Source organism: Pseudomonas imrae, from assembly GCF_046352735.2.
In the GTDB taxonomy this organism is placed as follows: domain Bacteria; phylum Pseudomonadota; class Gammaproteobacteria; order Pseudomonadales; family Pseudomonadaceae; genus Aquipseudomonas; species Aquipseudomonas imrae.
This window is the reverse complement of sequence record NZ_CP110853.2, coordinates 469,759-495,223: the sequence shown is the minus strand read 5'-3', so window position 1 is coordinate 495,223 and position 25,465 is coordinate 469,759. Positions and strand designations below refer to the sequence as shown.

Sequence of the window (25,465 nt, the reverse complement as noted above, 5' to 3'; positions counted from 1 at the left end):
CCTGGCGCGCAGCCTTGATTTTAAGGGTCGGGCTACGCTCTTGAGCCTTAGTGACTGCATTTATGCAATCTGGTTCCTGAATCCCCAAAGATCTATGTGGTTCAGGCCCTGATTTCTGAATGGGCCCCGCCCGCAAGCCGGACACCCTTGCCAGCCACTACCCAAAAAACCTTTTTGACAGCACCGCAATTCAACAGGTTAGAATCGCTGGCACGCAGACTGCATGGTCAGCCTGCGCCTCGCCTTTCTTTCTGGAGTATTGCCTTTGAATGCAACGACCATCAACAGCCTGTTCTTGATCGGCGCGTTGCTGGTGGGTGCGAGCATTCTGGTGAGTTCCCTTTCGTCCCGCCTGGGCATCCCGATCCTGGTGATCATCCTGGCCGTGGGCATGCTCGCCGGCGTCGACGGCGGCGGCATTATCTTTGACAACTACCCCACCGCGTACCTTGTCGGCAACCTGGCCCTGGCGGTGATCCTGCTCGATGGCGGCTTGCGCACCCGGGTCTCGAGTTTCCGCGTGGCGCTGTGGCCGGCATTGTCGCTGGCGACGATCGGAGTGCTGATCACCACCGGCCTGACGGGCATGGCCGCCGCATGGCTGTTTGATCTCAACCTCATTCAAGGCCTGCTGATCGGCGCCATCGTCGGCTCTACGGACGCTGCGGCGGTGTTCTCACTGCTGGGCGGCAAGGGCCTCAACGAGCGGGTAAGTGCCAGCCTGGAAATCGAATCCGGCAGCAACGACCCAATGGCGGTGTTTCTCACCGTCACCCTGATCGACATGCTCGCCAGCGGCCAGACGGGCTTGCACTGGAACCTGCTGACCCACTTGATACGCGAATTCGGCATCGGAGGCATCATCGGCCTGGGCGGCGGCTGGCTGATGTTGCAGATGGTCAACCGCATCAACCTGGCTAACGGCCTGTATCCGATTCTGGTAATAGCCGGCGGCCTGTTCGTTTTCGCCCTGACCAACGCGCTGCACGGCAGCGGGTTCCTTGCGGTCTACCTGTGCGGCCTGGTAATCGGCAACCGCCCCGTGCGCAGCCGCCACGGCATCCTGCATATGCTCGACGGCATGGCCTGGCTCGCGCAGATCGGCATGTTCCTGGTGCTGGGGCTGCTGGTAACCCCCCATGATCTGCTGCCCATTGCGCTACCGGCCCTGGGCCTGGCGTTGTGGATGATCCTGTTTGCCCGGCCGCTGTCGGTCATGGTGGGCCTGCTGCCGTTCAAGGCGTTCCACGGACGGGAAAAAGCCTTTATCGCCTGGGTCGGCCTGCGTGGCGCGGTGCCGATCATTCTCGCGGTGTTCCCGCTGATGGCCGGGCTGCCCAATGCCCAACTGTATTTCAACCTGGCGTTCTTTATCGTGCTGGTGTCGCTGCTCGTTCAGGGCACCAGCCTGCCCTGGGTCGCCAAATGGCTGAAAGTAACGGTGCCACCAGAGCCTGCGCCAATCTCCCGGGCAGCCCTGGAAGTACACATCACCAGCGAGTGGGAACTCTTCGTTTATCGCCTGGGCGCAGAAAAATGGTGTATCGGCGCAGCTCTTCGCGAGCTGAAAATGCCCGAAGGCACACGGATCGCTGCACTGTTTCGTGGCCAGCAACTGCTCCATCCGTCGGGTAGTACCGTGCTGGAAGTCGGCGATCTGCTTTGTGTAATCGGCCATGAACACAACCTGGGCGCCCTGGGCAAACTGTTCAGCCAGGCACCTCAACGGGGCCTTGACCTGCGCTTTTTCGGCGACTTCGTTCTGGAAGGCGAAGCCCAACTGGGCGCAGTTTCGGCACTCTACGGGCTAAAGCTTGAAGGTATTGATCCAAACATGCCGCTGAGCCAGTTCATCACCCAGAAAGTCGGTGGTGCACCAATCGTGGGCGACCAGGTCGAGTGGAACAACACCATTTGGACTGTCGCTGTGATGGACGGGAACAAGATCGGCAAAGTCGGCGTCAGATTCCCCGAAGGAAGTCGCCCGGGGCCCGGGCTCTTCCTCTAGACTGCGCAGCGATGGCGCGCTTTTGGGCGTCACGCTCCCTATTTTTCATCTCGTTCGACCGGTCTCTATGACAATCCTGCGCACTTTTTTAGCCACTGCCCTACTGGGTTTGAGTCTCTGCGTCAGTCCGGCGTATGCCGCCGACCCGCCGAGTGTCGATTCCGTCCAACAGACTCTGGACAAGCTGCCTGACCGCAAACTGCCTGATGCGGACATGAAGGCGCTGCAAAGTATCCTGCAGCAAACACTGACCTTCCTGGGCAACAGGCAGGATTACGAGCAGCGCTTGAGCGACCTCAAGCGCCAGTTGCAAGACGCTCCACGCCTGACCACGGAAAACCAGCGTGAACTGGCCCGACTCAAGGCAACCAACGTCATTGCGGCCACCCAACGCTACGCCAGCTTGCCAGTGCCGCAACTTGAGCAACTGCTGGTGCAGCGCAGTACCCAGCAAGGCGACCTGCAAAAAGAGCTGGCCGATGCCAATAGCTTGAGCATCGCCGCCCAGACACGTCCCGAGCGCGCCCAGACCGAAATCAGCAGCAGCCAGACCCGCATTCAACAGATCAACAACATCCTCAAGGCGGGCAAGGACAATGGCAAGCCCCTCAACGGCGACCAGCGCAACCAACTGAATGCCGAATTGGCGGCTCTCAACGCCTTGATCCCCTTGCGTCGCCAGGAACTGGCGGGCAACAGCCAACTGCAAGACCTGGGCAATAGCCAACATGATCTGGCGGTGGAAAAAACCGCCCGGCTGGAGCAGGAAATCCAGGACCTGCAAACACTGATCAACCAGAAACGCCTGGCCCAATCCCAGGAGACGGTAACCCAGCAGTCCATCGAAGCGCAGAAAGCCGGTGGCAGCAGCCTGCTGGCCACGGAAAGCGCCGCCAACCTTAAACTCTCCGATTACCTGCTCAAAGGCACCGACCGACTCAACGAACTGACCCAGCAGAACCTGCAAACCAAGCAGATGCTGGATAACGTGACCCAAAGTGATGCCGCCCTGGACGAGCAGATCAACGTACTCCAGGGCAGCCTGTTGCTATCGAAGATTCTCTATAAGCAAAAGCAGGCCCTGCCCAAACTCAAGGTAGACCGTGACCTAGCGGACGACATCGCCAACATCCGGCTGTACCAGTTCGAGGTCAACCAGCAGCGGGAATTGATCAATCCACCCAGCCGCTACGTCGAGACGCTGTTGGCGGACCAGCCAGAGGATCAGGTCACCCCGCAACTGCGTCGCACCCTGTTGGAACTGGCAGTGACTCGCAGCGACCTGCTGGAGCGCCTGAGCCGGGAGTTGAGCTCGCTGCTCAATGAATCCATCACCTTGCAGTTGAACCAGAAACAGCTGCTCAGCACTGCCGCCAGCCTGCGGGCAACCCTTGACGAACAGATGTTCTGGATCCCCAGCAACAAGCCGTTGGACACCGAATGGCTAGAAACCATCCCATCACGCCTGACCAAGCAGATCGACACACTGCCCTGGGCTTCCAGTGTCAGCGAACTGTATGACGGCCTGACCCAGCGCCCGTTGCTGTTCCTGCCGTTGCTGCTGCTGATCGGCGCCTTGTTGTGGCGGCGCAGCAGCCTTTACGAGCGGCTGAGAAAAATCCACCTGGATATCGGCCATTTCAAACGTGACAGCCAGTGGCACACACCGACCGCCATCCTGGTAAATATCTTGCTGGCCATGCCCGTGGCGCTCGGCCTGGCGCTGTGCGGCTATGCCCTGCAAATTGACGCCCGTGGACAGAACGCCAACCTCGGCGCAGCCTTGTTGCAGATCGCGCAGGCGTGGCTGGTGTTCTATACCGCTTACCGGATCCTCGCGCCGGGCGGCGTGGCAGAGCTGCATTTCCGCTGGGAAAAACCCCAGGTCGAATTCCTCCAGGGCTGGATCCGCAAGCTCGGGCTGGTGGTATTGGCGCTGGTGGCCGTGGTGGCCATCGCCGAGCATCAACCGGCGGCGTTGGCCGATGACGTTTTGGGCATTGCCGTGGTACTGACCTGCTACGCCCTGATGGCCTGGCTACTCAGTCGCCTGCTGCTCAACAGCCCGACCCATGAAAAAGCCTCGCTATTTCGCAAGGCCGTGGGTGTGCTGTTTACCGCATTGCCCATCGCGTTGTTTATCGCTGTGTGCTTTGGCTATTACTACACCGCCCTCAAGCTCAGCGACCGCTTGATCAATACCCTGTACCTGCTGATGTTCTGGCTGGTGATCGAAGCCACTTTCGTCCGCGGCCTGGGTGTCGCCGCACGGCGCCTGGCCTACTCACGCGCCCTGGCAAAACGCCAGGCCGCCAAGGAAGCCGGCGATGGTGAGGTGGTGGTCGAAGAGCCGACCCTGGACATCGAACAGGTCAATGAACAGTCGATGCGCCTGATTCGCCTGGCCTTGCTCGGCGGATTCATCGCTGCGCTGTACTGGGTCTGGTCGGACCTGATCTCGGTATTCTCCTACCTCGACAACGTGACCCTCTACGAATACACCAGCGGCACCGCGCCCAATATCAGTATGGTGCCCATCAGCATGGGCGACTTGATCGGCGCACTGGTCATCATCGGCATTACTTTCGCCCTGGCGCGCAACCTCCCGGGCCTGCTGGAAGTGCTGGTGCTATCCAAGCTCGATCTGGCCCAAGGCAGCGCCTACGCCGCCACCACCCTGCTGTCTTACGTGATTGCCGGTATCGGTTTCGTCACCACGCTGTCGACCCTCGGCGTGAGCTGGGACAAGTTGCAATGGCTGGTGGCCGCGCTGTCGGTCGGCCTGGGCTTCGGCATGCAGGAGATCTTCGCCAACTTCATCTCCGGCATCATGATCCTGTTCGAACGTCCGGTACGCATTGGCGACACCATCACCATCGGCAATCTGTCGGGCACGGTGAGCAAGATCCGTATCCGTGCGACCACCATCACCGATTTCGACCGCAAGGACATCATCGTCCCGAACAAAACCTTCATCACCGGCCAACTGATCAACTGGTCGCTGACCGATACCGTCACCCGGGTCACCTTGAAACTCGGGGTGGACTACGGCTCCGACCTGGACCTGGTGAAAGAGTTACTGCTCAAGGCCGCCCGTGATAACCCACGGGTACTGAAAGAGCCGGAACCCTTGGTTTACTTCCTCAACTTCGGCGAAAGCACCCTGGACCACGAACTGCGCATGCACGTGCGGGACCTGGGTGACCGCAACCCGGTACTTGATGAGGTCAACCGTTTCATCAACCGCGAATTCAAGAAGCACCACATCAATATCTCGTTCCGGCAGATGGAGATCTACCTGAAAAACCTCAACGGCCAGGAGTACAAGCTGGTGCCGGCAGAGGAAGGCCAAAAGGCTATCCCGAATCCAACCAACGACCAGGACGTACCACAACCGCCGGCCGGCGATGTTGCCGACGCACCGCCGCCTCCGCCAAGCAAACTCGACTAACGCCGCTATCCCCAGCAGAATGCTCGGACATTCTGCTGGAGATGGCCGGTGAAAGCCCTCGACGAACTGACCTTCGACAATCGCTTCGCCCGACTGGGTGACGATTTCTCGACCCATGTGCTACCCGAGCCTATCGACGAACCGCGGCTGGTCGTCGCGAGCCAGGCAGCCATGGCCTTGCTCGATCTTGACCCTGGCGTCGCTGAAACACCGGTGTTCGCCGAACTGTTCGGCGGGCACAAACTGTGGGCCGAGGCCGAACCGCGGGCGATGATTTATTCCGGGCATCAGTTCGGCTCCTATAACCCGCAATTGGGGGATGGCCGCGGCCTGTTACTTGGCGAAGTGTATAACCGGGCCGGCGAACACTGGGATCTGCACCTCAAGGGCGCCGGGCAAACACCTTACTCGCGCATGGGTGATGGCCGTGCGGTACTGCGCTCTTCGATTCGTGAGTTTCTTGCCAGCGAAGCGTTGCACGCCCTGAACATTCCCAGCAGCCGCGCCTTGTGCGTGATCGGCTCCAGCACACCGGTGTGGCGCGAGAAACAGGAGCGGGCAGCCATGGTCTTGCGCCTGGCCCATAGCCATATCCGCTTCGGCCACTTCGAATACTTCTACTACACCAAGAAACCCGAACAGCAGAAACAACTGGCCGAGCATGTCTTGAAGCTGCACTTTGCAAAGTGCCAGGAACAACCTGAGCCGTACCTGGCGATGTTCCGCGAGATCGTCGAACGCAACGCCGAGCTGATCGCCAAATGGCAGGCCTACGGTTTCTGCCACGGGGTGATGAACACCGACAACATGTCGATCCTGGGCATCACCTTTGACTTTGGCCCGTTTGCCTTCCTCGATGACTTCGATGCGCAGTTCATCTGCAACCATTCCGATGATCAAGGGCGTTATTCATTCAGCAATCAGGTGCCGATCGGCCAATGGAACCTCAGCGCGCTGGCCCAGGCCTTGACGCCATTCATCAGCGTCCAAGCGCTGCGCGAAACCCTGGGCCTGTATCTGCCGCTGTATCAGGCGCATTACCTGGACCTGATGCGCCGCCGGCTGGGTTTCACCACCGCCGAAGAAGACGACCAGAAGTTGGTCGAGCGCTTGCTGCAATTGATGCAAGGCAGCAGCGTCGACTACACGCTGTTCTTCCGCCGCCTGGGGGACGAGCCCGCTACATTGGCCGTGGCACGATTGCGCGATGATTTCGTCGACCTCGCAGGCTTTGATGCCTGGGCGGACATGTACAAGGCCCGGCTCTTGCGGGAAGACAATGACAACGAAGCGCAGCGCCGTGAACGGATGCACGCAGTGAACCCGCTGTACATCCTGCGCAATTACCTGGCACAGAACGCCATCACTGCTGCGCAATCGGGCGACTACAGCGAAGTGCGACGTTTACATGAAGTGCTGAGCAGGCCGTTCGAGGAACAGGTGGGGATGGAACAATACGCGCAACGACCGCCGGACTGGGGCAAGCACCTGGAGATCAGCTGTTCGTCTTAATGTTTTTTCAGCGAGTTGAGTTCATTGGCTATTTCAACGGAGCCCGTCATGCCCGATCCACTTGTGATTCCCTGCCCGCATTGCAACGGCCTTAACCGCATTCCCGGCGAACGCCTGGGTGATATGCCCAAGTGCGGACGATGCAAACAACCGGTTTTACTGACCAAACCGTTTGAACTGAAACAGGGCGACTACGCCAGCCAGATCAAGGGCGACTTGCCATTGCTGGTGGATGTCTGGGCGCAATGGTGCGGGCCCTGCACCTCGTTTGCGCCGGTATTTGAGCAGGCAGCCGGGCAGTTAGTCGGCCAGTGCCGGCTGGCCAAACTGGACAGCGAGGCAAACCAGCAGCTTTCAGGGCAATTGGGGATTCGCTCGATTCCCAGTTTGATTCTGTTCAAGAACGGCCGGGAGGTGGCGCGTCAGAGCGGAGCGTTTCCCTTGCCGCAGTTGATGAACTGGTTGCGTAGCCAGGGGGTGTAGATCAAGTTTGGAACCAACACCGGCCAATGTGGGAGCGAGCAAGCCCGCTCTCACAAAAGGCCATCACGTGTTTTCCAGCAAGTTATGCAACTCCACAAACTGCTGCGTAAGCTTGTGTCGCGGGTCCAGGTGAATCAGCGGTTTGCTCTGCTGGTGAGACTCACGCATACGCACTGAGCTTGCAAGATACACCGGCAGCACCGGCAAACCTTCGGCAATCAACTCGTCAAGCATCTGTTGCGGCAGGCTCGCACGAGCCTGGAACTGGTTGACCACAATGCCTTCCACTTCCAGGCCTTCGTTATGGTCGTCCTTCAGTTCTTCGATTTCACGCAAAAGGCCATACAATGCCTGGCGCGAGAAACTGTCGCAGTCGAAGGGGATCAGCACGCGATCAGCAGCGATCAATGCCGAAACCGCATAAAAATTCAGGGCCGGCGGAGTATCCAGGTAAATCCGGTCATAATCCTCGGCCAAATCATCCAATAGCTTTCTCAGCTTGTTGATCTTGTGCTTGGCCTCGAGCTTGGGCTGCAAATCCGCCAGCTCTGCAGTAGCGGTTATGACGTGCAGGTTGTCGAATGGGGTTTCGTAGATATCCACCTGGTTTTTCTTCGCCCCGGAAGACAGGGTCTGCTTGAAGAAGTCGGCGATGCCCATGGGAATATCGTCACCGGTCAGCCCGGTGAGGTACTGGGTCGAGTTGGCTTGTGCATCGAGGTCTACCAACAGGGTTCGATAGCCTTCGCTGGCGCTGACCGCTGCCAGGTTGCAGGCGATGCTGGATTTACCAACGCCGCCTTTTTGATTGAACACCACGCGCCGCATGGAAAAACCTCCGTGTATCAATGAATGCCCGAGTGTAGAGGGCAAAAGCGCCCGCTCGCTACCTTGATCACTTAAGTACTACAGCATTGTCGGCTTTATCCCGCACCACAACTTCGCACCAACCCGACAAAGCAGGAAATACCTGACACCTGCACCCCCGCCCCGATGACGCACAATCAGCGTTTCCTTTTAGTTAATTTGTAATATCCCGTGAACATTTTTTTACCAAAATTTGCTAGAACCCAACTGCACCGCGATAATGTGCGCCACCTGGCCATTGCGCCACGTCCCGGTTTCGCGGGCCGATTGCTGCACAAGGAAGCCCGCAGGGGCGGGATATCTTCTCCGTGATCAACTTCAACATCGCTCAATGGCGCGCGTGGGCCCCTGGGCTCGACAGCGTGGACGGCTGGCGCGACTGGTGCCAGACGCCGGTATTGCTGGACCACAGCAATGCCGCACCCGATGTGTCGTTCCTGCCGGCCATGCAACGCCGACGCCTGAGCCGCCTGGCCCGAATGGCTTTCAGTGTCGGCTGGCCCTTGGCTGAAGGCCTGCACGATCTGCCGTTGGTATTTGTTTCGCGCCACGGCGAAACCCCGCGTACCCTCGACATTCTCAGTGACCTGGCTAAGAACCAGCCGCTGTCGCCTACCCAGTTCAGCCTGTCGGTGCATAACGCCGTGATTGGCTTGTGGTCGATCCTGCGTAACGAAACCAGCGAAATGACGGCCCTCGCCGCCGCCGGTGATGGCCTGGAGCACGGCGTACTGGAAGCCGTCGCCCTGCTCGACGAAGGTGCGCCGGCCGTACTGCTGATGATCACCGAAGAGCAACCGCCCGAGGCTTACACAAGGTGGATCGACGATGTGCCCTTCCCCTATGCCCTCGGCCTGTTGCTGACGCCAGGCGACGAATGGCAACTGGCGCTGCACACCGCGACTGTCCAACCCACCAAGACCCAGTGGCCCCACGCCCTGAACCTGCTGCGCACCCTGCTCAACGAACAGGGCGCCTGCCAACATGCCTGGAAGAACCGAGTATGGAACTGGCAACGCAACCACTGACTGACAAGCCCCGTGACGCCTACTACTGGCGTCTGTTCGCCACGGCGGCCAGCTTCTCCCTGTTCGGTATTGGCAGCCTGTGCCTGCGCCTGTTGGTGTTTCCGCTGCTCAGTTGCCTGCCGGGAGACGCCCGCCTGCATCGCCAGCGTGCCCGCCATACCATCAGCCGGTTGTTCTGGTGTTTTATCCGGATGATGCAGCGCGCAGGCATTCTCACCTACAGCGTCGAAGGCGCCGAAAAGCTCGGGCGCCCTGGCCAGATGATCATCGCCAACCATCCGTCGCTGATCGACGTAGTATTTCTGATTGGCCTGGTGCGCCAGACCAATTGCGTGGTCAAGCAAAGCCTGTGGCAAAACCCCTTCACCCGGGGTCCGGTGCGTGATGCCGGCTACATCAGCAATGACGGCAGCATCGACATGCTCGATGCCGCTGCCGGTGCCCTGCGCGATGGCCAGACCCTGATCATCTTTCCCGAGGGCACCCGCACCGTGCCGGGCCAGGCGCCGGTCTTTCATCGTGGCGCAGCGGCCATCGCCCTGCGGGGCGCAACCGTCATTACCCCGGTGGTACTCAAGGTCAGCCCGACCACCCTGACCAAGGCCGAGCCCTGGTACCGCATCCCGCACTGCCGCTTTCATTTCAGCTTGCAGGTAGGTGCCGATATAGACCCACGCTTGTTTGCCACACAAGGACAGCCTCCCCAGGCTTCCCGCAAGCTCAACGATTACCTGCATCACTATTTCATTAAGGAGCTCGCCGAAGATGAGCAACCCAAATAGCCTTGAGTACGACATAAAAACACTGATCATCGAGGCCCTGGGCCTGGAAGACATCAACGTGGACGACATCGGTAACGAGCAAACCCTGTTCGGCGAAGGCCTGGGCCTGGACTCGGTAGACGCCCTGGAATTGGGCCTGGCAATCCAGAAAAAGTACGGTATCAAGATCGATGCCGACGCCAAGGACACCCGCAATCACTTCACCAACGTGGCCAGCCTCGCGGCGTTCGTCACGGCCAGACAGGCAGCTTGAGACCTAACCATGCAAACTCGTGACGATATCTTCAACACCCTGCGCGATGCCTTGGTGGAACTGTTTGAATTGCCCCCTGAGCGCGTCACCCTCGACGCCAACCTGTACCAGGACCTGGAAATCGACAGCATTGATGCGGTGGATCTGATCGATCACATCAAGCGCCAGACTGGTAAAAAAATCGCTGCCGAAGAATTCAAGACCGTGCGCACAGTCAATGACGTAGTCGAGGCGGTCTACCGTCTGGTTCAACCGACCGCATGAGCCGGCTGATCGGCCTTGGTCTGTTGCTGGCAGGGCTGCTGTACCCTTTCGCCGTGTATTTTGGCACCGAGCATTTTGCGCCGTGGCAATTTGGCCTGCTGCTGGCCTGCCTTTGGTTGCTGAGGGCGCTGACCGGCGCCCGCAACCCAGGCGCTCGCTGGATGGCGGTGATCGCCATTGTGTTTTGCCTGCTGCTGGCATGGTTCGACAACCCGCAATTGTTGCGTTGGTACCCAAGCCTGGTCAGCGGTTTCATGTTGGCGCTGTTCGGCCTGAGCCTGATATACGGTCCGCCGATGGTCGAGCGCCTGGCGCGCATGAGCGACCCGCAACTGCCTGCGAACGCCATTGCGTATACCCGCAAGGTCACCGTGGCGTGGAGTGTGTTTTTCTTGTGTAACGGCCTGCTCGCCGCAGCACTCACCTTGTGGGCGCCATTGAGTTGGTGGACGTTGTACAACGGCCTGATCGCCTACGGGTTGATGGGGTTGCTGTTTGCCGTGGAATGGCTGATACGACAGAAGGTTCGAGGCCGCGTATGAATTGGGTGAATCTTGAGCATTTGCTGCTTGAGCCTGTAGCACAGCGTCCGGTCACCACCGAGCCTGCCATGCATCATGCACAATTGTGCGGCTACGCCCTGAGCCTGGCTGCCGGGCTGCAGGCGCGCGGTGTCCGGCGCCTGGCCGTACACCTGAGCGACGCCGGCCTGCTGGCCGTTGCCCTGCTGGGAGCCTGGCGTGCCGGCGCCAGCGTGTTGCTTCCGGCCGACCTGCAACCCCAGACGCGCCAACGCTGGGCGGGCGAAGTCGATGCCTGGCTGACCGAGGCAAGCGATCTCGACGCGCTGTACCAGCCACCGCTCTGCGCTGCCTCCCTGGATCTGCACAGTTGCCAACTGAGCCTGTGTACCTCCGGTTCCAGCGGAGAACCCAAACGCATCGACAAAACCCTGGGCCAACTGGCCAATGAGGTCCTGGCCCTGGAGACCTTATGGGGCGCGGACCTGGGCGACGCGTGCATCATCGGCAGCGTCGCCACCCAACACATCTACGGTTTGTTGTTCCGTGTGCTGTGGCCGCTGTGCGCCGGTCGCCCTTTCGTGCGCCAGCAACTGCCTTTCCCGGAAGATTTGCAGCGCATCAGCCGTCAGCACCCACACTTTGCCTGGGTCGCCAGCCCGGCATTGCTCAAGCGCATGGGCGATAACCTCGACTGGCCGGCCTTGAGTGCAGTCAAGCGGGTATTTTCCTCGGGCGGCGCGCTGCCAGACGACGCAGCCAACAGCCTGCAACAACGCCTGCAGCAATGGCCAACGGAAATCCTCGGCAGCTCGGAAACCGGCGGCATTGCCTGGCGCCAGGGCCAGGCGCTATGGCAGCCATTTGCCGGGGTGCAACTGAGCCAGGACGCTGATGGCGCCTTGCGCATTGCCTCGCCGTACCTGCCAGCAGGTCACATCGAGCAAACCGCCGATGCCGCGGCCCTGCACCCTGACGGCCGCTTTGAATTGCTGGGGCGCCTGGACCGGATCGTCAAGCTGGAAGAAAAACGCATCGCCCTGCCGATGTTGGAGCAAGCGTTGATGGATCACCCATGGGTCAAAGAAACCCGCCTGGGTGTGGTGACAGAAAACCGTGCCTCCCTCGGTGCACTGGTGGTACTCAGCAGCGACGGCCTGCACGCCTTGCGCAACCAGGGCCGTCGTTGCGTGACCCAGGCCTTGCGCCAGCATCTGAGCCAGCACTGCGAAGCCCTGGCGCTGCCCCGTCGCTGGCGCCTGTTGCGGCAATTGCCGTTCAACGCCCAAGGCAAGCTGCCCCAGGCTGACGTAGAAGCCTTGCTGCTGGCTCCCCGGCCGAAAGCCCCGGAAATCCTGGAACAGGTCGAAACCGACGGCGAGTGGACCTTGCAATTGGCGATTCCACCCGACCTGGCCTATTTCAGCGGTCACTTCCCCCAGACCCCGGTGCTGCCGGGAGTGGTGCAGGTGGAGTGGGCCCTGAGCCAGGGTCAACGATTGCTCGACCTGCCAGGTAAATTTGCAGGCATGGAGGTGCTCAAGTTCCAGCAACTGGTGCGCCCCACCGATCGGATCGAGTTGCATCTGCGCTTCGACCGAGAGCGCAGCAAGCTTTACTTTGCCTACCGCAATGACACCGCCGCCTGCTCCAGCGGACGGATTCTGCTGGAGGCCGAACATGCATAACGCCTGCGCCCTGATCCCGGTCTACAACCATGAGACGGCCGTCCCCGCGGTGGTCAGCCGCCTGCTGGACAGCGGCCTGCCCTGCCTGCTGGTGGACGACGGCAGCAGCCCGGCCTGTGCCGCCGTGCTGGAGCGACTGTCGAGTCTGCCCAATGTGTCGCTGCTGACCCTGCCCACCAACCAAGGCAAGGGGGCGGCCGTGATGGCGGGCTTTCGCCAAGCGGCACGACTGGGCTTTACCCACGCCTTGCAGGTGGACGCCGACGGCCAGCACGACCTGCGAGAAGTCACCTCCTTCCTCGACGCCTCGCGCACCCACCCCGATGCACTGATCTGCGGCTACCCCGAATACGACGATAGCGTGCCCAAGGGCCGTTTATATGCGCGTTACCTGACCCATGTCTGGGTATGGATCAACAGCCTGTCGCTGCAGATTCGCGATTCGATGTGCGGTTTTCGTATCTACCCGCTGGCGCCGGTGCTGGAGTTGATGGATTCGGCCAACATCGGCAAACGCATGGACTTCGACTCCGATATCCTGGTGCGCCTGTCGTGGCGCAACCAGCCGATGCGCTGGCTGCCGACCCGCGTACGTTACCCGACCGATGGCCTGTCGCACTTTCGCATGGTCCACGACAACCTGCTGATTTCTTCCATGCATACCCGGCTGTTCTTCGGCATGTTGGTACGTGCGCCGATGATCCTGTGGCGCCGGTGGCAGGCATGAACGACAACGCCAGGCACTGGGCCGACCGCCAAGAGCGCGGCAGTCTGTGGCTGATGCGGCTCACTGCATTTGCCGCCAAAGTCCTCGGGCGCCGGCTGTTGAGCCCGCTGCTGTATGGCATCGTCCTGTACTTTTTCGTGTTTGGTCGCGCCGCTCGCCACAGCGCCTGGCAATACCAGCAGCGGCTGGCAGACTGGAGCGCCCGTGACGACTTGCGCCCCAGCCATCGCCGGGTGTTCGGCCAGTTCATGGCCTTTGCCGACGCGCTGCTGGACAAGCTCGACGTGTGGAACGGCAAGCTGCGCCTGGAACAAATCGAGATCCTCGACCCGGCACAGCTACGCGGCCAACTGCGCAGCGAACGCGGGCAGATGCTGGTGGGCGCGCACCTGGGCAACCTGGAAGTGTGCCGCGCCCTCGCCGAACTGGGCGAGAAAGTCACCATGAATGTGCTGGTGCATACCAAGCACGCCGAACGTTTCAACCGCCTGCTGGGCGAGGCCGGGGCAACCAACCTGCGGCTGATCCAGGTCAGCGAGCTGGACCCGGCAGTAATGCTGTTGCTCAGCCAGCGCCTGGACGACGGCGAATGGCTGGCGATTGCCGGTGACCGCGTACCACTGCACGGCGGCCGCACTGTACGGGTGGATTTTCTCGGGCATGACGCGGCCTTCCCTCAAGGCCCGTGGCTGTTGGCCGGACTGCTCAAGTGCCCGGTCAACCTGCTGATGTGCCTCAAACACCAGGGCCGCTATCGCTTGATCATCGAACCCTTCGCGCAGTTGATCGAATGGAAGCGCAGCGACCGTCAGCAGGTGATCGCCACCTGGACCGCCCGCTATGCCGAACGCCTGGGCCATTTCTGCCTGGAAGCGCCCCTACAATGGTTCAATTTTTACCCTTTCTGGAAGACCGATGACGACGCATCTGCATGAGCCGGTAACCTTCGGCGAACTCCCTTTGCGCATCGAAGACGTGCTGGCCCTGGCCAACCGTCAGGCGCCGCCCCGGCTGCAGGCCGATACCGAGTATCGCCAACGTATCGCCAAGGGCGCGCAGTTCCTTGATTCGCTGCTGGACAAGGAAGGCGTGATCTACGGCGTGACCACCGGTTACGGCGACTCATGCGTGGTGGCGGTGCCGTTGGAGCATGTCGAAGCCTTGCCGCGTCACCTGTACACCTTCCACGGCTGTGGCCTGGGCAAGCTGCTGGATGCGCAAGCCACCCGCGCCGTGCTGGCCGCGCGCTTGCAGTCGCTGTGCCACGGTGTGTCCGGGGTACGCGTGCAATTGCTGGAACGCCTGCAGGCGTTTCTCGAATTCGATGTACTGCCGCTAATCCCGGAAGAAGGCTCGGTCGGCGCCAGCGGCGATCTGACGCCGCTGTCATACGTGGCCGCCACCTTGTCCGGTGAACGCGAAGTGATGTTCCGTGGCGAACGTCGCGCTGCTGCTGACGTACACCGGGAATTGGGCTGGGACCCCCTGGTGCTGCGCCCCAAGGAAGCCTTGGCGCTGATGAACGGCACCGCCGTGATGACCGGCCTGGCCTGCCTGGCTTTCGCCCGCGCCGATTATCTGCTGCAACTGGCCACCCGCATCACCGCGCTGAACGTGGTAGCGCTGCAAGGCAACCCGGAACACTTCGACGAACGCCTGTTCGCCGCCAAGCCGCACCCCGGCCAGATGCAAGTCGCCGCCTGGTTGCGCAAAGACCTGGCTATCGACGCGCCGACCGCACCTTTGCATCGCTTGCAGGATCGCTACTCCCTGCGCTGCGCGCCGCATGTGCTTGGCGTGCTGGCTGACAGCCTGAACTGGCTGCGCTCGTTTATCGAGATCGAACTCAACAGCGCCAACGACAACCCGATCATCGACGCCGAGGCCGAACGCGTGCTGCACGGCGGGCACTTCTACGGCGGTCATATCGCCTTCGCCATGGACAGTCTCAAGACCCTGGTGGCCAACGTTGCCGACCTGCTGGACCGGCAGCTCGCGCTGCTGGTAGACGTGCGCTACAACCACGGCTTGCCGAGCAACCTGTCAGGCGCGCCGGCTGATCGCGCCATGATCAACCACGGTTTCAAGGCCGTGCAGATCGGCACCAGCGCCTGGACTGCCGAAGCCTTGAAAAACACCATGCCTGCCAGCGTGTTCTCGCGCTCCACCGAGTGCCACAACCAAGACAAAGTGAGCATGGGCACCATCGCCGCCCGCGATGCGATCCGGGTGCTGGAGCTGACCGAACAGGTCGCCGCCGCCACCTTGCTCGCAGCCAACCAGGGCGTGTGGCTGCGCGCCCAGGCCGCCGACGCCCGCCCGCTGCCACCGGCCCTGGCCGCCATGCATGAGGCACTGGCCAAGGACTTTGCGCCCGTCATCGAAGACCGTGCCCTGGAAGGCGAATTGCGCCTGTGCCTGCAACGCATTGCCGAACAACACTGGAGGCTGCATGCGTAGCCAGGGCGTATTGCACAGCGACACAGAAATCCTGGTGCCGTTCTTCGATATCGACACCATGAACGTGGTCTGGCACGGCCACTACGTCAAATACCTGGAAGTCGCGCGTTGCGCGCTGCTGGACAAGATCGGCCACAACTACACGGCGATGCTGGAGTCCGGCTTTGCCTGGCCGGTAATCGACATGCAACTGCGCTATGTGCGCGGCGCCACCTTCGGTCAAACGATCAATGTGCGCGCCAGCCTGGTGGAGTGGGAGAACCGCTTGAAGGTCAATTACCTGATCAGCGACCTGGCCACCGGTGAACGCCTGACCCGCGCCAGCACCGTGCAAGTGGCAGTCGAGATCGCCAGCCGCGAGATGCAGTTGGCCTCCCCCAAGGTATTCGTCGATGCCGTAGAGAGGGCCCTGCCATGAAGCTCTTCGCGCTCGTCTGCGCCCTGTTGCTGTCTTGCCAGGTTCACGCCTTTGACTTGCAACAACTCAGCGATCAGTTGGCCAGGCCCAGCGTGATCCACGGCAGTTTCATCCAGGAAAAACACCTGCGCGCCCTGGAGCAACCGCTCACCAGCAAGGGCACGTTCGTGCTGGCCAAGGATCACGGCCTGCTGTGGCTGCTTGAAACGCCGTTGCAGCAGGACTATCGCATCACCGCCCAAGGCATTGCCCGGCGCGACGCCAGCGGCTGGCAACCGCTGCCGAACAAAAGCGCCGGCGCGCAGCAGAACCGTTTATTCCTCGCCGTACTGCAAGGCGACAGCAGCGGCTTGCAGCGGGACTTCGAGCTGCAACTGCAAGGCGTGGCCACGGCGTGGAAACTGACGCTGATTCCGCGCTCACTACTGCTCAAACAAGTCTTCACGCAAATCAATATCGACGGCGGCAAGCTGGTGCAAAAAATCGAGCTGCTGGAAACCCAGGGCGACAGCACCGTGTTGCGCCTGCAAGACAGCACGGCGGGTAAACCGTTGAGCGAGACGGAGCAACACGATTTTGCCCCGTGAACGCTGGTTGCCCCGCGCATTCCTGATCCTGCTGGTGGCTGTGCTGGCCCTGGCCGGCTGGCAATGGCGCAACGGCGCCCCGCTGTCGGCCAACCTGATGGAACTGGTGCCCGGCAGCACGTCCGACGCCCTGGAGCTTCAGGCCGAACAGCGTATGCAAGAACCGCTGAACCGCGAAATGCTGGTGCTGGTGGGCCACACCGAACGCCAACAGGCACTGGCCATGGCTCGGCAACTGGCCGAGCGCTGGCAGGCCAGTGGCCTGTTTGAAAAGATCACCTGGAATGTGCAGGCCGATCTGCCGGCGCTGCGTAAACAATTGCTGCAAGGGCGCCTGGCCATGCTCTCGACCAGGGACCGCGAGCAGTTGATCAAGCAGCCCGAGGCGTTTATTGCGCAACGGGTGCAGGCGCTGTTCGACCCCTTCACCGGCTTCAGCCTGGTGCCGAGCCAGGACGACTGGCTTGGCCTGACCGGACGCATTCAGGACAGCCAGCCACAGCATGGCGCGGTGCAATTGGACATTGGCAGCGGCGCGCTGATTGCCGATGCCGAAGGCAAAAACTGGGTGCTGCTGCGGGCGCGTACCACCGGTAATGCGTTCGATATGAGACTGCCGCTGCAAGTCGCCGAGCTACTGCAGTCGAGCCGCGAACAGGCCAGCGAGCAAGACGTGCAATTGCTCGCTGCCAGCGGCCTGCTATACGCCGCCAGCGGTCAACAGCAGGCCTCCCGCGAAATCACCTGGATCGGCGGCGGCGCAACGCTCGGTATTGTGTTGCTGCTGTTGCTGGCGTTTCGTCGCTGGCGGGCGCTGCTGGCTTTCATTCCGGTACTGGTGGGCATGTTGTTTGGTGCAGTGGCCTGCGTTGCGCTGTTTGGCCATATGCACGTGATGACCCTGGTGCTGGGCGCCAGCCTGATCGGCGTCGCCATCGACTACCCGTTGCACTACCTGTCCAAGAGCTGGAACCTGCAACCCTGGCGCAGTTGGCCGGCCTTGCGCCTGACGTTGCCGGGGTTGAGCCTGAGCCTGGCCACCAGTTGCATCGGCTACCTGGCCCTGGCCTGGACGCCGTTCCCGGCGCTGACCCAGATCGCGGTGTTTTCCGCCGCCGGCCTGGTGGGCGCGTACTTGTCGGCGGTGTGCCTGTTACCGGCGTTGCTCAGCGGCATGGAGCTGCGCCCGGCGCAATGGCCATTGCAAATTGCCGAGTTCCTGCTGGGCGTGCGCGAATCGCTGCTCAGGCGCCTGCCCAGCCAAGCATTGCTGGTACTGGCGCTGCTGTTCTGTGCCGGTGGCCTGTGGCAACTGAACAGCAAAAACGACATCCGCCAATGGGTCGGCGCACCAGCACAGTTGCTACAGGAGGCGCAAGCCATTGCAAGGATTACCGGCTATCAACCCACCAGCCAGTTTTTCCTGGTGCGAGCAGACAATCAACCGCAGTTACTGGAGCGCCAGGCCGCGCTGAGCCAGCGCCTGGATCAACTGGTCAACATGGACAAGCTGCAAGGCTACCTGGCACTCACGCAACTGGTCAGCCCACCTGCCGAGCAACAACAGGTGCGCCAAGCCCTGAACAAACTGCCACCACTCTGGCAGCCGTTGCTGGACCTCGGCGTTCCTGCCAGCGCCTTGCACACTGAACTGGCGCAGTTGCAGGCGTTGCCCACAGAAGATATAGACGCCGCATTGGTCGGCCCGTTGGCCGAGCCCTGGCGTGTGTTGTGGCTGGGCAATGTCGACGGCGGCGTGGCGGCGATGGTCAGCCTGCAGGGCCTGAACGACCCGGCACTGCTACGGGTCCAGGCCCTGGATTTGCCCGGTGTGCAGTTGGTGGATCGCCTCGGGGATTTGAACCGGGTATTTGCCGCCACCCAAATCAGTGCAGCCCAATTGAAATTAATCTCCTGTGTACTGATTGTATTGCTGCTGATCCTGCCATTCGGATTTGGCGGGGCCCTGCGCATTGTCGCGCTGCCTCTGCTGGCGGCCGTGTGCAGCCTGGCCAGCCTCGGTTGGCTGGGGCAGCCGTTGACGCTGTTCAGCCTGTTCGGCCTGTTACTGGTGACGGCTATCAGTGTCGACTACGCGATCCTGATGCGCGAGCAGATCGGCGGCGCCGCCGTCAGTCTGCTGGGTACACTGCTGGCGGCCATCACCACATGGCTATCCTTTGGTTTGCTGGCGGTTTCCAGTACACCGGCTGTGAGCAACTTCGGCCTCTCGGTGAGCCTGGGCCTAGCGTTCAGTTTCATGCTGGCGCCATGGGCGAGCCACCGGGAGCACCTCAACTGATGAATACGGACTTTCCTGACTTGAATTTGATGATCGCCAACCCGGCAAGGAGCCACAGTGCCCACAGTTGAAATCGAACGTCGCCAGGTGGTGGTGATTGGCGCCGGTCCCTCCGGCGCCATCGCGGCCGCGCTGCTCAAGCGCAACGGGCATGATGTGTTGATCATTGAACGCCAGCACTTCCCGCGTTTTTCCATCGGTGAAAGCCTGCTGTCCCATTGCATCGACTTCATCGAAGAAGCCGGCATGCTCGAGGCGGTCAACGCTGCCGGTTTTCAGTTGAAAACCGGTGCCGCGTTTGCCTGGGGCGATCGCTACAGTGCCTTTGAATTCGATGACACCTTCAGCAATGGCAAGCCCAGCACCTTCCAAGTGCAGCGCGCCGACTTCGACAAGTTGCTGGCCGATCAGGCAGCGTTGCAAGGGGTGGAAATCCGCTACGGCCAGACCTTGATCGGCGTTGATTTCGCAGCCGGCCATCGCTACCTGCATGTGCGCCAGGAGAATGGCCGCGAATACCACATCAAGACGAGCTTCGTCCTCGACGCCAGCGGTTACGGACGTGTGTTACCGCGCCTGCTGAATTTGGAAGCACCGTCGAATTTCCCGCTGCGCCAGGCGGTGTTCACTCACATCGAGGACCGTATCGAACATCCGGGCTTTGACCGCACCAAGATTCTCATCACCACTCACCCGACCCAACGCGACATCTGGTTCTGGACCATCCCGTTCAGCGATGGTCGCTGCTCGGTCGGTGTGGTGGCAGCCAAGACACATTTCGAGGGGCGCGATGCCGATCTGGACGCTTGCCTGCGTAGCTTTATCGACGAAACTCCGAGCCTGTCCACCGTACTGAAAGATGCCGTGTGGGACACCCCGGCACGGGCCATCGGCGGCTACTCGGCCAATGTCACTACCTTGCATGGCCCTGGTTTCGCACTGCTGGGCAACGCGGCGGAATTCCTCGACCCGGTATTTTCTTCCGGCGTGACCATCGCCATGCGTTCGGCGAGCATGGCCGCCGGCCTGCTGAACCGCCAGCTCAAGGGCGAAAGCGTCGACTGGCAAACCGAATTTGCCGAGCCGCTCAAGCGCGGCGTGGATACGTTCCGTTGCTATGTCGAAGGCTGGTATGCCGGAACCTTCCAGGATGTGATTTTCCACCCCGACAGCTCCCCGCACATTCGCCGGATGATCAGCTCGATCCTTGCCGGTTATGCCTGGGATCAGCGCAATCCGTTCGTCAGCGAACCCAAGCGCCGCCTGCGCATGCTTTCGCAGATCTGCGCGGAGGATCACGTATGAGCAGTCCTCCAGCTCACAAGGAGTACTTGAGCCAGACCTACGTCGAAGAAACCAGGTTCGGCTTCTGGTTCCTGCGCAGCCACACCTGGCAGCATCATGTGCTGCGCGTGGCGATCAACGATTTGCGCAAGCTGTTCAGCGAGCCTTTACCCCTGGCGCCGGTGGTGCTGGATGCCGGTTGTGGCCAAGGCAAATCGTTCCGCCTTCTGCAGCAAATGTTCGCCCCCCAACGCCTGATCGGCCTCGACGCTGACCCTCACAGCCTGGAGTTGAGCCGCGCTGAAGCTGCGCGCCAGAACATTACCATCGAACTGATCGGCAGCGACTGCGCTACCCTCGAGGTGGCCGACGCCAGTGTCGATATCCTGTTCTGCCACCAGACCTTTCATCATCTGGTGGAACAACAACGTGCGCTGGCCGAGTTCTATCGAGTGCTCAAGCCGGGCGGTTACCTGCTGTTTGCCGAGTCCACCGAAGCCTATATCGATACCTGGGTGATTCGCTGGTTGTTCCGGCATCCGATGCACGTGCAAAAAAGCGCCGAGGAGTACTTGGAGATGATTGCCGGACAGGGTTTCGAATTTGCTCCACAGAACGTCTCGTACCCGTATTTGTGGTGGAGCCGCTCGCAGGATTTCGGCTTGCTGGAACGTTGGGGGCTGCGCCGGCCCAAGCCGTTTGGCCAGCGTGAGGAAACCCTGGTCAATGTGGTCGCCCGCAAACCCCTTGCAGGCTTAGCACAGTGATCCGCACTCTGCTGATCGGCTGCGTCTTGTTGCTGAGCGCCTGCGCCAGTCAGTTACCGCTGCCCGTACGCACGCCAAGCCTGGATCTGCCCATGCAATTACATGTGCAGCGCGAACAGGACGGCCAACATCAGGACTGGCTGTTGGTGATCCAGCGTGAAGGCGCTGCTGTGCGCTGGTCGCTGATGGACCCGCTGGGGATCCCCCAGGCCCGGCAAAAACTGGTCGACGGCGACTGGCAGGCAGATGGCTTGCTGCCGCCCAACCCCCAGGCCCGGGAATTGTTTGCGGCGTTGCTGTTTGCCCTGACGCCAACTGATGAGGTCCCAGGCAATTACCCCGACGCCCGCGAGGTAGCTGATGTGCGGGTGCTCAAGCCTCATTGGCAAATCATCTATCAGGCGCCTCAGGTATTCACCGTATACCTGAGGGGTCAACCGTTGAATTACCATGTAACGCCGCTCGAGAACGCCCCATGACGGCCTACCTCAATGCCCTCGGAGTGATCTGCGCCCTGGGCCGTGACAAGCATGAAGTCAGCCGCAACCTGTTTGCCGGGGATTGCTCAGGGATGCATGCCGAAAGCGGCTGGGTGCCCGAACGCGTATTGCCGGTCGGCAGCGTATTGGGTGAGTTGGCACCAATCCCACCGCAGATGGTGCAGCAGAGCAGCCGCAACAACCAATTGCTGCTCGAAGCGGCTTTGCAGATCGACCGCCAAATCCAGCAGGCAATCCAGACCTTCGGCCCGTCGCGCATCGGCATCGTGCTCGGCACCAGCACGTCGGGTATCGATGAGGCGAGTCGCGGCATCGCCCATTATCTGCAGGAAAACCACTTCCCGGGTGACTACGACTATCAGCAACAGGAACTCGGCGCTCCGGCCAACTTCCTTGCCGACTGGCTGCAATTGAGTGGCCCGGCCTATGTGATCTCCACTGCCTGCACCTCCAGCGCCCGCGCGCTGATGAGTGCCCGGCGCTTGCTGGACATGGGAATCTGCGACGCGGTGCTGTGTGGCGGGGTCGATAGCCTGTGCAAGCTGACCCTCAATGGTTTTACCGCGCTGGAAGCCGTATCGGCACAGCGTTGCAACCCGTTTTCGGTGAACCGCAATGGCATCAATATCGGCGAAGCGGCCGTGCTGTTCCTGATGAGCAAGACGCCGGCACCTATCGCATTGCTGGGCAGTGGCGCCAGTTGCGACGCGCACCATATTTCCGCCCCCGAGCCCAGCGGCAAGGGTGCATGGCAGGCAATGAGCAAGGCGCTGGCCAGTGCGAAACTCGCACCTGCGCAGATCGGCTACTTGAACTTGCACGGCACCGCGACCCAACACAACGACGCCATGGAAAGCCAGGCGGTCGCCAGGCTGTTCCCCGACGGCGTGAGCTGTTCCTCCACCAAACCCATGACCGGCCACACCCTCGGCGCTGCCGGGGCGCTAGAGGCTGCGTTCTGCTGGTTGAGCCTGGACCAGGGCCTGATGCCACCACATATCTGGGATGGCCAGCCAGACCCGGCGCTACCGGCCCTGCAATGGGCAAAGACCGGCACTGCCCTGGAAAAACGCTGCCTGATGAGTAACTCGTTTGCCTTTGGCGGCAACAATGTCAGCCTGATTATCGGAGATGCCCCATGATCGATTGGCCACTCGCCGAGCTACTGCCTCACGCTGGCGACATGATCCTCATCGACCAGGTCCTGGCGTTCGACGAGGATCAGATCCAAACCCGCCTCACCGTCAAGCCCGGCGGTCTTTTCAACTGCCAAGACGGCAGCCTGCCGGCCTGGGTTGCGATCGAGCTGATGGCCCAGAGCGTCGCTGCCTACGCAGGCTGTCACGCGCGCCAGAAGGGCGAGCCGGTGGTGCTGGGCTTTTTACTGGGCACACGCAAGTTCGAGTGCAACGTCGAGCACTTCCCCCCGGGCGCCGAGCTGCACATCCATGGGCTGCGCTCCCTGGAAGACGATAACGGCATGGGTGTGTTCGAATGCCATCTCACTGGCGACGGCATCCAGGCCAGCGCGCGCCTGAACGTATTTCGACCGCCCCAGGCGGCCAATTATTTAGCTGAATCGAAGGACACGCGTCATGACTGAATCCGTACTGGTCACCGGCTCCAGCCGGGGCATCGGCCGCGCCATCGCCTTGCGCCTGGCCCAGGCCGGCCATGACATCGTGCTGCATTGCCGCACGGGCCGCACCGAAGCGGATGCCGTACAGGCGCAAATCCAGGCCATTGGACGCAAGGCTCGAGTGCTGCAGTTCGACGTCTCGGATCGCGACAGTTGCAAGACAACCCTGGAAGCGGACGTCGAAGAACATGGCGCCTACTACGGCGTCGTGCTGAATGCAGGGTTGACCCGTGACGGCGCATTCCCGGCGCTTTCGCAAGAGGACTGGGACGTGGTGATGCGCACCAACCTCGACGGTTTCTATAACGTGCTGCACCCAGTGATGATGCCGATGATCCGTCGTCGCGCCGCCGGGCGTATTGTGTGCATTACCTCTGTTTCCGGGCTGATCGGCAATCGCGGCCAGGTCAACTACAGCGCTTCCAAGGCCGGCCTGATCGGTGCGGCCAAAGCCCTGGCCATCGAGTTGGGCAAGCGCAAGATCACGGTCAACTGCGTGGCGCCCGGCCTGATTGACACCGCTATGCTCGATGAAAATGTGCCGGTGGAAGAATTGATGAAAATGATCCCTGCCCAACGCATGGGCACTCCGGAAGAAGTGGCCGGCGCAGTGAATTTCCTGATGTCTGCCGAGGCCGGCTACATCACCCGCCAGGTGTTGGCGGTCAACGGAGGCCTGTGTTGATGAAACGGGTGGTCGTCACCGGCATGGCCGGCGTCACGTCTCTTGGCAGTGACTGGGAGACCATCGCCGCCAACTTTCGCGCCCCGCGCAGCGGCATTCGACGCATGGATGAGTGGAATCGGTTCAGCGAGCTGAATACGCGACTGGCCGGGCCTATCGATGATTTCGTGGTGCCGGCCCACTGGACCCGCAAGCAACTGCGCAGCATGGGCCGGGTCTCGCGCCTGGCAGTCTGGGCGGCGGAACAGGCATTGCAGGACGCGGGGTTGTTGGGGGATGAATCGATCAAGGATGGGCGCATGGGCGTCGCATGCGGCTCTTCTACCGGCAGCACCGATGAGATCAAGGCGTTCGGCAACATGCTGCTCAACTCCGTGGCCGAGGGGCTGAACGCCAACTCCTATGTGCGGATGATGCCCCACACCACAGCGGCCAACATCAGCATCTTCTTTGGCCTCACCGGACGCCTGATTCCCACCTCCAGCGCCTGCACCAGCGGCAGCCAGGGCATCGGCTACGCCTACGAAGCCATCAAGTTCGGCCGCCTGCCCCTGATGCTCGCCGGCGGCGCGGAAGAACTGTGCCCCACAGAAGCCATGGTCTTCGATGCGCTCTACGCCACCAGCCTGAAAAACGACGCTCCGCAAACCAGTCCGCGTCCCTACGACAGCGGCCGCGATGGGCTGGTGATCGGCGAAGGCGGCGGCATGCTGGTACTTGAAGAACTGGACCACGCACTGGCGCGCGGTGCGCATATTCATGCCGAGATCGTTGGTTTCGGCAGCAACGCCGACGGCCAGCACACCACTCGCCCCGAACAGGCCACCATGCGCCGGGCAATGGAGCTGGCCCTGGAAGACGCCAGCCTGCAGCCGGCCGCCATCGGCTATGTGAACGGCCACGGCACCGCTACCGAACAAGGCGATATCGCCGAAACCCTGGCCACCAGCAGCCTGTTCGGCAGCCGCATGCCCATCAGTTCGCAGAAGAGCTTCCTGGGCCACACCCTCGGCGCTTGCGGTGCGCTGGAGTCCTGGTTCAGCATCGAAATGATGAACCGCGATCAGTACGTCCCGACCTTCAACCTCGACCAGGTGGACCCGCGCTGCGGTGAATTGGACTACCTGCAAGGCGAGTTTCGCCAGATGCACAATGACTACGTGATGAACAACAACTTTGCCTTTGGTGGGGTCAATACGTCGCTGATCTTTCGCCGCTGGCCCTGACTTTTCAATCGAC

At 61.3% G+C, this 25,465-nt stretch carries 24 protein-coding genes; 23 read left to right on the top strand and 1 reads right to left on the bottom strand.

The genetic code is table 11. From position 1 onward, the window contains the following. Nucleotides 1-265 precede the first annotated feature (265 nt). From OQ460_RS02235 to trxC, 4 genes are all read left to right on the top strand, one after another. Nucleotides 266-2,008, top strand: coding sequence for a potassium/proton antiporter (locus OQ460_RS02235; protein ID WP_410020298.1), 1,743 nt, complete (start codon nt 266-268; stop codon nt 2,006-2,008). Nucleotides 2,009-2,075: 67 nt separating this feature from the next. After that, nucleotides 2,076-5,459, top strand: a complete 3,384-nt coding sequence (gene mscK, locus OQ460_RS02230) for a mechanosensitive channel MscK (RefSeq protein WP_410020297.1) — start codon at nt 2,076-2,078, stop codon at nt 5,457-5,459. 48 nt (nt 5,460-5,507) lie between these two features. After that, entirely contained in the window at nt 5,508-6,971 is a 1,464-nt protein-coding gene (gene selO / locus OQ460_RS02225) for a protein adenylyltransferase SelO (RefSeq protein WP_410020296.1), read from the top strand. 48 nt (nt 6,972-7,019) lie between these two features. After that, entirely contained in the window at nt 7,020-7,454 is a 435-nt protein-coding gene (trxC, locus tag OQ460_RS02220; protein ID WP_410020295.1) for a thioredoxin TrxC, read from the top strand. A gap of 63 nt (nt 7,455-7,517) precedes the next feature. Here trxC and OQ460_RS02215 read toward each other — a convergent pair whose 3' ends face one another. Continuing rightward, nucleotides 7,518-8,282 carry a ParA family protein gene (locus tag OQ460_RS02215; protein WP_410020294.1) on the bottom strand — a complete coding sequence of 255 codons (765 nt, stop codon included), beginning with the start codon at nt 8,280-8,282 and terminating at the stop codon, nt 7,518-7,520. Nucleotides 8,283-8,629: 347 nt separating this feature from the next. Between OQ460_RS02215 and OQ460_RS02210 the strand changes: the two genes are divergently transcribed. Genes OQ460_RS02210 through OQ460_RS02120 form a run of 19 tightly spaced genes read left to right on the top strand, consistent with a single transcriptional unit; the run spans nt 8,630 to nt 25,452 of the window. Further along, nucleotides 8,630-9,349 (top strand): beta-ketoacyl synthase chain length factor, encoded by a 720-nt coding sequence (locus OQ460_RS02210; protein ID WP_410020293.1) that lies wholly within the window; start codon nt 8,630-8,632, stop codon nt 9,347-9,349. After that, nucleotides 9,325-10,131, top strand: coding sequence for a lysophospholipid acyltransferase family protein (locus tag OQ460_RS02205; protein ID WP_410020292.1), 807 nt, complete (start codon nt 9,325-9,327; stop codon nt 10,129-10,131). Before OQ460_RS02210 ends, OQ460_RS02205 begins: the two co-directional genes overlap by 25 nt. Next, nucleotides 10,115-10,384 (top strand): phosphopantetheine-binding protein, encoded by a 270-nt coding sequence (locus tag OQ460_RS02200; protein ID WP_410020291.1) that lies wholly within the window; start codon nt 10,115-10,117, stop codon nt 10,382-10,384. The genes OQ460_RS02205 and OQ460_RS02200 overlap by 17 nt, the downstream gene beginning before the upstream one ends. A gap of 9 nt (nt 10,385-10,393) precedes the next feature. Further along, nucleotides 10,394-10,648 (top strand): acyl carrier protein, encoded by a 255-nt coding sequence (locus OQ460_RS02195; RefSeq protein ID WP_410020290.1) that lies wholly within the window; start codon nt 10,394-10,396, stop codon nt 10,646-10,648. Beyond that, nucleotides 10,645-11,190, top strand: coding sequence for a hypothetical protein (locus OQ460_RS02190; RefSeq protein WP_410020289.1), 546 nt, complete (start codon nt 10,645-10,647; stop codon nt 11,188-11,190). Before OQ460_RS02195 ends, OQ460_RS02190 begins: the two co-directional genes overlap by 4 nt. Next, a complete protein-coding gene (locus tag OQ460_RS02185; protein WP_410020288.1) occupies nt 11,187-12,857 on the top strand; it encodes an AMP-binding protein in 1,671 nt (556 codons plus the stop codon). Before OQ460_RS02190 ends, OQ460_RS02185 begins: the two co-directional genes overlap by 4 nt. Beyond that, on the top strand, nt 12,850-13,584 hold the full coding sequence (locus OQ460_RS02180) for a glycosyltransferase family 2 protein (protein ID WP_410020287.1): 735 nt from the start codon (nt 12,850-12,852) through the stop codon (nt 13,582-13,584). The genes OQ460_RS02185 and OQ460_RS02180 overlap by 8 nt, the downstream gene beginning before the upstream one ends. Beyond that, complete coding sequence (locus OQ460_RS02175) at nt 13,581-14,519, top strand: glycosyl transferase (RefSeq protein WP_410020286.1); 939 nt, start codon at nt 13,581-13,583, stop codon at nt 14,517-14,519. The genes OQ460_RS02180 and OQ460_RS02175 overlap by 4 nt, the downstream gene beginning before the upstream one ends. Further along, nucleotides 14,500-16,044 carry an HAL/PAL/TAL family ammonia-lyase gene (locus OQ460_RS02170; RefSeq protein ID WP_410020285.1) on the top strand — a complete coding sequence of 515 codons (1,545 nt, stop codon included), beginning with the start codon at nt 14,500-14,502 and terminating at the stop codon, nt 16,042-16,044. Before OQ460_RS02175 ends, OQ460_RS02170 begins: the two co-directional genes overlap by 20 nt. Next, nucleotides 16,037-16,462, top strand: a complete 426-nt coding sequence (locus OQ460_RS02165) for an acyl-CoA thioesterase (protein ID WP_410020284.1) — start codon at nt 16,037-16,039, stop codon at nt 16,460-16,462. Before OQ460_RS02170 ends, OQ460_RS02165 begins: the two co-directional genes overlap by 8 nt. After that, nucleotides 16,459-17,049, top strand: a complete 591-nt coding sequence (locus OQ460_RS02160) for an outer membrane lipoprotein carrier protein LolA (protein WP_410020283.1) — start codon at nt 16,459-16,461, stop codon at nt 17,047-17,049. The genes OQ460_RS02165 and OQ460_RS02160 overlap by 4 nt, the downstream gene beginning before the upstream one ends. Then, nucleotides 17,039-19,351, top strand: a complete 2,313-nt coding sequence (locus OQ460_RS02155) for an MMPL family transporter (RefSeq protein WP_410020282.1) — start codon at nt 17,039-17,041, stop codon at nt 19,349-19,351. Before OQ460_RS02160 ends, OQ460_RS02155 begins: the two co-directional genes overlap by 11 nt. 57 nt (nt 19,352-19,408) lie before the next feature. Continuing rightward, complete coding sequence (locus tag OQ460_RS02150; RefSeq protein WP_410020281.1) at nt 19,409-20,656, top strand: NAD(P)/FAD-dependent oxidoreductase; 1,248 nt, start codon at nt 19,409-19,411, stop codon at nt 20,654-20,656. Then, a complete protein-coding gene (locus tag OQ460_RS02145) occupies nt 20,653-21,402 on the top strand; it encodes a class I SAM-dependent methyltransferase (protein ID WP_410020280.1) in 750 nt (249 codons plus the stop codon). Before OQ460_RS02150 ends, OQ460_RS02145 begins: the two co-directional genes overlap by 4 nt. Further along, a complete protein-coding gene (locus tag OQ460_RS02140; RefSeq protein WP_410020279.1) occupies nt 21,399-21,881 on the top strand; it encodes a hypothetical protein in 483 nt (160 codons plus the stop codon). The genes OQ460_RS02145 and OQ460_RS02140 overlap by 4 nt, the downstream gene beginning before the upstream one ends. Then, entirely contained in the window at nt 21,878-23,044 is a 1,167-nt protein-coding gene (locus tag OQ460_RS02135; protein ID WP_410020278.1) for a beta-ketoacyl-[acyl-carrier-protein] synthase family protein, read from the top strand. Before OQ460_RS02140 ends, OQ460_RS02135 begins: the two co-directional genes overlap by 4 nt. Then, nucleotides 23,041-23,505 carry a 3-hydroxylacyl-ACP dehydratase gene (locus OQ460_RS02130; RefSeq protein ID WP_410020277.1) on the top strand — a complete coding sequence of 155 codons (465 nt, stop codon included), beginning with the start codon at nt 23,041-23,043 and terminating at the stop codon, nt 23,503-23,505. The genes OQ460_RS02135 and OQ460_RS02130 overlap by 4 nt, the downstream gene beginning before the upstream one ends. Further along, nucleotides 23,498-24,226, top strand: a complete 729-nt coding sequence (gene fabG, locus OQ460_RS02125; protein ID WP_410020276.1) for a 3-oxoacyl-ACP reductase FabG — start codon at nt 23,498-23,500, stop codon at nt 24,224-24,226. Before OQ460_RS02130 ends, fabG begins: the two co-directional genes overlap by 8 nt. Next, nucleotides 24,226-25,452 carry a beta-ketoacyl-ACP synthase gene (locus OQ460_RS02120; protein ID WP_410020275.1) on the top strand — a complete coding sequence of 409 codons (1,227 nt, stop codon included), beginning with the start codon at nt 24,226-24,228 and terminating at the stop codon, nt 25,450-25,452. Before fabG ends, OQ460_RS02120 begins: the two co-directional genes overlap by 1 nt. The last annotated feature ends 13 nt before the right edge of the window (nt 25,453-25,465 follow it).

Bases quoted from the DNA above. Each gene is read 5' to 3' on its own strand.
- mscK (WP_410020297.1), top strand. From the start codon at position 2,076: ATGACAATCCTGCGCACTTTTTTAGCCACTGCCCTACTGGGTTTGAGT.
- trxC (WP_410020295.1), top strand. From the start codon at position 7,020: ATGCCCGATCCACTTGTGATTCCCTGCCCGCATTGCAACGGCCTTAAC.
- OQ460_RS02215 (WP_410020294.1), bottom strand. From the start codon at position 8,282: ATGCGGCGCGTGGTGTTCAATCAAAAAGGCGGCGTTGGTAAATCCAGC.
- OQ460_RS02205 (WP_410020292.1), top strand. From the start codon at position 9,325: ATGGAACTGGCAACGCAACCACTGACTGACAAGCCCCGTGACGCCTAC.
- OQ460_RS02200 (WP_410020291.1), top strand. From the start codon at position 10,115: ATGAGCAACCCAAATAGCCTTGAGTACGACATAAAAACACTGATCATC.
- OQ460_RS02195 (WP_410020290.1), top strand. From the start codon at position 10,394: ATGCAAACTCGTGACGATATCTTCAACACCCTGCGCGATGCCTTGGTG.
- OQ460_RS02190 (WP_410020289.1), top strand. From the start codon at position 10,645: ATGAGCCGGCTGATCGGCCTTGGTCTGTTGCTGGCAGGGCTGCTGTAC.
- OQ460_RS02185 (WP_410020288.1), top strand. From the start codon at position 11,187: ATGAATTGGGTGAATCTTGAGCATTTGCTGCTTGAGCCTGTAGCACAG.
- OQ460_RS02180 (WP_410020287.1), top strand. From the start codon at position 12,850: ATGCATAACGCCTGCGCCCTGATCCCGGTCTACAACCATGAGACGGCC.
- OQ460_RS02175 (WP_410020286.1), top strand. From the start codon at position 13,581: ATGAACGACAACGCCAGGCACTGGGCCGACCGCCAAGAGCGCGGCAGT.
- OQ460_RS02170 (WP_410020285.1), top strand. From the start codon at position 14,500: ATGACGACGCATCTGCATGAGCCGGTAACCTTCGGCGAACTCCCTTTG.
- OQ460_RS02165 (WP_410020284.1), top strand. From the start codon at position 16,037: ATGCGTAGCCAGGGCGTATTGCACAGCGACACAGAAATCCTGGTGCCG.
- OQ460_RS02160 (WP_410020283.1), top strand. From the start codon at position 16,459: ATGAAGCTCTTCGCGCTCGTCTGCGCCCTGTTGCTGTCTTGCCAGGTT.
- OQ460_RS02145 (WP_410020280.1), top strand. From the start codon at position 20,653: ATGAGCAGTCCTCCAGCTCACAAGGAGTACTTGAGCCAGACCTACGTC.
- OQ460_RS02135 (WP_410020278.1), top strand. From the start codon at position 21,878: ATGACGGCCTACCTCAATGCCCTCGGAGTGATCTGCGCCCTGGGCCGT.
- OQ460_RS02130 (WP_410020277.1), top strand. From the start codon at position 23,041: ATGATCGATTGGCCACTCGCCGAGCTACTGCCTCACGCTGGCGACATG.
- fabG (WP_410020276.1), top strand. From the start codon at position 23,498: ATGACTGAATCCGTACTGGTCACCGGCTCCAGCCGGGGCATCGGCCGC.
- OQ460_RS02120 (WP_410020275.1), top strand. From the start codon at position 24,226: ATGAAACGGGTGGTCGTCACCGGCATGGCCGGCGTCACGTCTCTTGGC.